This window comes from Ramlibacter sp., from assembly GCF_035706265.1.
GTDB lineage: Bacteria > Pseudomonadota > Gammaproteobacteria > Burkholderiales > Burkholderiaceae_C > Ramlibacter.
Genome location: NZ_DASSVG010000585.1, coordinates 1 through 5,207, shown reverse-complemented (window position 1 = coordinate 5,207; position 5,207 = coordinate 1). Strand labels below are relative to the sequence as shown.

General features: G+C 71.3%; 8 protein-coding genes. 6 read left to right on the top strand and 2 right to left on the bottom strand.

Features of this window, described 5'->3' with window-relative positions; translation table 11 throughout:
• From VFM98_RS21035 to VFM98_RS21015, 5 genes are all read left to right on the top strand, one after another.
• The coding region (locus VFM98_RS21035; RefSeq protein ID WP_325111844.1) for a tyrosine-protein phosphatase at positions 1-798 on the top strand (798 nt) is incomplete at its 5' end.
• Between the two features lie 155 nt (positions 799-953).
• Positions 954-1,460 carry a hypothetical protein gene (locus tag VFM98_RS21030; RefSeq protein WP_325111843.1) on the top strand — a complete coding sequence of 169 codons (507 nt, stop codon included), beginning with the start codon at positions 954-956 and terminating at the stop codon, positions 1,458-1,460.
• Positions 1,441-2,301: an alpha/beta hydrolase gene (locus VFM98_RS21025; RefSeq protein WP_325111842.1), complete on the top strand. Its 861-nt coding sequence runs from the start codon at positions 1,441-1,443 to the stop codon at positions 2,299-2,301. Before VFM98_RS21030 ends, VFM98_RS21025 begins: the two co-directional genes overlap by 20 nt.
• A gap of 88 nt (positions 2,302-2,389) precedes the next feature.
• Positions 2,390-2,575, top strand: coding sequence for a hypothetical protein (locus tag VFM98_RS21020; protein ID WP_325111841.1), 186 nt, complete (start codon positions 2,390-2,392; stop codon positions 2,573-2,575).
• A gap of 11 nt (positions 2,576-2,586) precedes the next feature.
• Positions 2,587-3,105 carry a hemerythrin domain-containing protein gene (locus VFM98_RS21015; RefSeq protein WP_325111840.1) on the top strand — a complete coding sequence of 173 codons (519 nt, stop codon included), beginning with the start codon at positions 2,587-2,589 and terminating at the stop codon, positions 3,103-3,105.
• Positions 3,106-3,219: 114 nt separating this feature from the next.
• On the opposite strand, the gene VFM98_RS21010 is transcribed toward VFM98_RS21015, so the two are convergent.
• Positions 3,220-3,618 carry a hypothetical protein gene (locus tag VFM98_RS21010; protein WP_325111839.1) on the bottom strand — a complete coding sequence of 133 codons (399 nt, stop codon included), beginning with the start codon at positions 3,616-3,618 and terminating at the stop codon, positions 3,220-3,222.
• A 9-nt stretch (positions 3,619-3,627) separates the two neighbouring features.
• Between VFM98_RS21010 and VFM98_RS21005 the strand changes: the two genes are divergently transcribed.
• Positions 3,628-4,056 (top strand): hypothetical protein, encoded by a 429-nt coding sequence (locus VFM98_RS21005; RefSeq protein ID WP_325111838.1) that lies wholly within the window; start codon positions 3,628-3,630, stop codon positions 4,054-4,056.
• Positions 4,057-4,124: 68 nt separating this feature from the next.
• On the opposite strand, the gene VFM98_RS21000 is transcribed toward VFM98_RS21005, so the two are convergent.
• Positions 4,125-5,012 carry a sulfurtransferase gene (locus VFM98_RS21000; protein WP_325111837.1) on the bottom strand — a complete coding sequence of 296 codons (888 nt, stop codon included), beginning with the start codon at positions 5,010-5,012 and terminating at the stop codon, positions 4,125-4,127.
• Between the last annotated feature and the right edge of the window lie 195 nt (positions 5,013-5,207).

Sequence of the window (5,207 nt, the reverse complement as noted above, 5' to 3'; positions counted from 1 at the left end):
CGCGAAGCGGCGGACGAAGATGGCATCCGCGACATACTCCAGGAAGACCAGACCGAGAACCAGAACCTGCCCCCCATGTCGTCCCGGATCAACATCCCGACCGTCGCCAACTTCCGCCGCGTCGGCGCCCGCGAGGCGGGCGGCGCGCTGCGCAACCTGTACCGCTCCGACCACCTCGGCGCGCTCGACGACGCTGACGCGCGCGAGATCGCTGCCCTGGGCATCACCCGCGTGCTCGACTTCCGCGGCGTGCAGGAACGCGCTGCGGCGGTGTGCCGGCTGCCCGGCGTGGCCGTGCACTCGCTGCCGATCGAGCCCACCATCGTGCAGAAGCTCGGCGCGCTGCTCGCGGCCGGCCAGCGGCTGTCGCCGGCTGACATCACCGCGCACATGCAGGACACCTACCGCGGATTCGTGCGCCACAACACCGCGCGCTTCGCGGACTTCTTCGCCCACCTGCTGGCCTCCGGCGAGCCCACCGTCTTCCACTGCACCGCCGGCAAGGACCGCACCGGCTTCGCCGCCGCCCTGCTGCTGAAGGCCGTGGGCGCCAGCGACGAGGAGGTGATGCACGACTACCTGCTCACCAACGAGCGCCTGGTGCTGCCGCAGGAGTCGCGCCTGGGCCTCTCGCGCGAGGCCATGGTGGTGCTGTGGCGGGTGCAGCCGGAGTTCCTGCGCGCCGCCTTCGAGGAGGTCGACCGCTCCTACGGCTCGCTGGAGGCCTATTTCCGCACGGGGCTGGCGCTCGGTCCGCGGGAACGGGAGCGGCTGCACGCCCTCTACCGGGAATCCTGACGGCCGCCCCCGGCCCTGCCGTCGCCTGACGCGCGCCGCGCCAGCCTCCTACGCAAGACCCCGGGCAAACCCGACAGGTCGGCCGTGGAGGGATGGTCAACACTGATGGCATGCAGGCCACGCGCCTGCCCCTGACAGCAGCAAAGGAGTCCGCCATGCCCAACCAGGAACAATCCCGAGACGGGATTCCGCGCAAGGACCAGGACCGCCCCTCTCCCGACGTCGGCCGCAAGGTCACCGGCGGACAGGCCTCGTCGCAAGGCACCGGCGACGCGCCGGACACCGGCGGCCGCCTGGGCGACCGCCCCCGCGCCGGCGACGAGAAGGGCATGCCGCTGACCACCGAATCGCCCTCCGCGCAGGACTACCGCGGCGACGGCCCGGGCAAGGTCGGCGTGACCAGCGACCGCCAGCCGGACCTGGTGGCGCCCTCCGGCGTCAACGAGCGCGACACCGGCGCGGCCGACGAGCGCGCCTCGGCCGGCGGCACGCTGGACTTCGACGACGGCACCGACATGGTCCATCCGCGCGGCAAGGTCACCGGCGCCGGCCGCACCTGGAACGAGAAGAACCCGAGCGACGCGGGCGACCTGGGCGCGCCGAACGCCGGCATGTCCGACCGCAACGGACCGAGCGATCCCGATGCCAAACGTCGTCGGTAAGACGCTGCGCGGCGGAGGCAACATGGTCTACGCCCTGTTCTCCGCCGCGGTCCTGCTGGCCATCGGGGCCCTCTACGCCGGCGCGGTGGGCTGGCTCTACTTCCGCCAGGAGCGGCTGCTGTTCGAGCCCGACAAGCTGCCGCCCGACGAGCCGATCTGCCATGATCCGGACACCTCCGAGTTCCTCGTCGACGTGCCCGGCGCGCGGCTCTCGTGCGCCCACCTGCGGCTGCCGGACCCGCGCGGCGTGTTCTTCTTCCTGCACGGCAACTCCGGCAACCTGAAGAAGTGGTTCGTGGACCTCGACGCGTTCCGGCAGGCCAACTTCGACGTGGTGATGTTCGACTACCGCGGCTTCGGCAAGAGTGGCGGCGAGATCGAGAGCGAGCTGCAACTGCGCGCCGACGTCGAGGCCGTGTGGAACCACGTGGCGCCGAGGTATGCCGGCAAGCGCGTGGTGATCTCCGGCCAGTCGCTCGGCACCGGCCTGGCGGCGGGGCTGGCGGCCCGGCTGTGCTCGGACGGCCACGCGCCGGACCTGACGCTGCTCGTGTCGCCCTACAGCAGCATGAAGGCACTGGCCGCGGAGCTCTATCCGTGGGTGCCGGTGCAGGTGCTGCGCTATCCGCTGCACACGCTGGAGCATGCCGCCAAGCTGCTCGGCCCGGTGATGCTGATCCACGGCGAGAAGGACGAACTGATCCCGATCCACCACAGCGAAACGCTGTGCAGCGCCATGCGCTCGGCGGAGCTGGTGCGCGTGACGGGCGCCGGCCACAGCGACGTCCACCAGTTCCCGACGGTGCGCAAGGCACTGATGGCGGCACTGGGGCGGCTGTAGAGCGCCGCTTCGCACCCCCTTCCTACATCCGCGAGCCGCAGCCGACTACAGGCTGGACGGCTCGCTGCTGCCTACAGTGGAGGCGACCATGAGCACTCCACCCAAATCCCCTTCGGGCCGCAGCGGCAGCCCCCGCGCGGCACGCGCTCCCCGGCAGGAGCAGGACGCGAAGCAGCTGCAGCCGCAGCCCACCGGCGGCAACCGCGGCTCGCCGGCGGCCCCGGTGATGAAGCAGTTCGCCAAGACCAAGGCCGAAACCAGCGGCAAGCCCTGAAGGGGCGCAGCATGCGCAAGAAGAAGACGCCGGACGCGATCGACCTGCTCGACGCCGACCACCTCGCGATGCACGCGCTGCTGCAGTCCTGGCACGAGCTGGTGCGCGGCAACGCCGCACCGCTGCAGCGGCGCGCGCTGGCCGAGGAGATCTGCCTGGAGCTCACGCTGCACGCCAAGCTGGAGGAGGAACTGTTCCACCCCGCCATGCGCGAGGCACTCCGCGATCCGCAGCTGGGCGAGGACACCGAGGAGCTGCACGTGCGGCAGCGCGCGCACATCGCCAGCATCCTCTGCACCGCGCCCGCGGACGCGCTGCACGAGACCCGCATGGCCCTGCTGGCCCGCTCGTTCGAGCAGCACGTGCGCGCCCAGCGCGAGCTGGTGTTCAACCGCGCGCTGGCGGCGCAACTCGACCTGCAGACGCTCGGCCGCGCGATCAGCGCGCGCCGCGACGAATTGCGTGCGGCGCCCGAAGCGCTGCGGGCAGATGCCATGGCGTTCGCCCCCCGCCTGAGTTCCGCGACGTAACGCTTGTGAAAATGCCTGCCACGGCCGTGCCTAGTCCTACAGCCTTCGACAGTGCCAGACGACATGGGGCGGGCCACCCCCCACTAAAGTGAGCCGCAGGCAGCGGGAACGCTGTCATGCCTCTCTCGAGTCACATCGAAACAACCCCTCAAGGAGTTCCCTGATGATCAAGTCTCCGATCGCGCAATGCGCTGCCCTGGCCCTGATGGCTGCCCTGTCGCTGAGCGCGTGCAGCAAGAACGACGAAGGCACCAGCTCGTCGTCCACCACCTCGAGCACCGAGCCCTCGACGACCACCACGCCGAGCGACACCAGCAGCAGCACCGCCAGCACGATGCCGCCCAGCACCGACACCACGACCGGCAGCGGCACCTCGATGGGCGCGGGCAGCACCACGACGCCGGGCACGAGCACCGACATGGGCACCACGGGCTCCGCCAGCAGCACGACCACCACGCCGGGCTCCAGCACCGACATGAGCCCGTCGTCCAGCATGCCCAGCAACACCACCACGACCCAGTGATGGCACGCGCGTCCGGCACCATCGCGATCGTGGCGGCTGCCTGCGCGCTGGCGCTGGGGGCCTGCAGCAAGCAGGTCGACACGAACGCGAATGCGCCGGGCAGTCCGGGCAGCGGCAACACGGCGGAAGTCGTGCGGCCCGCGGCGCCGGACAGCCCGCCCGGCGGGCCTTCCGGCATCGCCGGCTCGCAGCCGCATCCGGGTTCCTCCGGCGGCGACGCGGTCGTCGGCGCCAGCGGCACCGGCACGGCCGGTGCGAGCCAGCAGGCCATGCCGGGCCAGGGCCTCGATGGCGGCCTCGGCACCGACAACGCGGCCCTGGCCGCGAGCTCCCCGGCCGGCAGCGGGACGGCGATGGGCGCGGGCGGTACCGCGCTCGATGGCAGTCCCAACACCACGACCCAGAGCTCGGTCGGCAACCGGCACTGAAGCCGCCCTGCCCGAAGGAGAAACGCCAGCCCGCGGGCTGGCGTTTTGCTTGGATGCGCGGCCGGCGCTCAGCCCTTCGCCACCGGCAGTCCCGGCGTGCGGCACCACTCGCTCCAGCTGCCGGCGTAGAGGCCCGTGGGGGCGAAGCCGGCGACTTCCATGGCGATCAGGTTCGGCACGGCGCTCACGCCGCTGCCGCAGTGGTGCACCACGGTGGCCGGATCGCGGCCCTGCAGCAGCTCCTCGAATTCCGCGCGCAGCTGCGGCGCCGGCTTGAAGCGGCCGTCCGGGCCCAGGTTGGCGGCGAAGGGGCGGTTCAGCGCGCCGGGAATGTGGCCGGCCACGGGGTCGAGCGGCTCCACCTCGCCGCGGTAGCGCGCCCCTGCGCGGGCGTCGATCAGCGTCAGCGAGGGCTCGCCGAGCGCGCGGGCGACCTCCTGGGTGCCCACCAGGCGGCGCAGGGGCCGGCGCGGCTCGAAATTGGCCTGGAAGTGCGAGGGCTCGGGGCCGGCCCGCACTTCGCCGCCGGCGGCCTGCCAGGCCTGCAGCCCGCCATCGAGCACGGCCACCGCCTCGTGGCCCACCCACTTGAGCATCCACCACAGCCGGCCGCAGTAGTTGTTGCCGTTGCGATCGTAGACCACCGCCTGCATGTCATTGGCAAAGCCCACGCGCGACAGCCACATGGCGAATTTCTCGCGGCTGGGCAGCGGATGGCGGCCGCCCGACGCCGCGTCGGCATGCGGCCGCAGGTTGCCGCCGGCATCCGGCAGCGGCGGATCCGACAGCGCGTGCTCCAGGTGCGCGTACACCGCACCCGGGATGTGGGCCTGCAGGTACTGCTTCTCGCCGGCCGCGTGGTCCGTCAGGTCGAAGCTGCAGTCGAACACCATGAGGCGCGCCTTGCTGCGCATCAGGTCCTGCAACTGTTCGGCGGAGAGGAGGGTGGTGTACATGGTTGGGCGTTGAGCGTTTGGCGTTTGGCGTTTGGCGTTTGGCGTTTGGCGTTTGGCGTTTGGCGTTTGGCGTGAGTGTGTCACGGCTGCGCCCCACGCTGAACGCTCAACGCTGAACGCTCAACGCTCAACGCTCAACGCTCAACGCTCAACGCTCAACGCTCAACGCTCAACGCTCAACGCTCAACGCTCAAC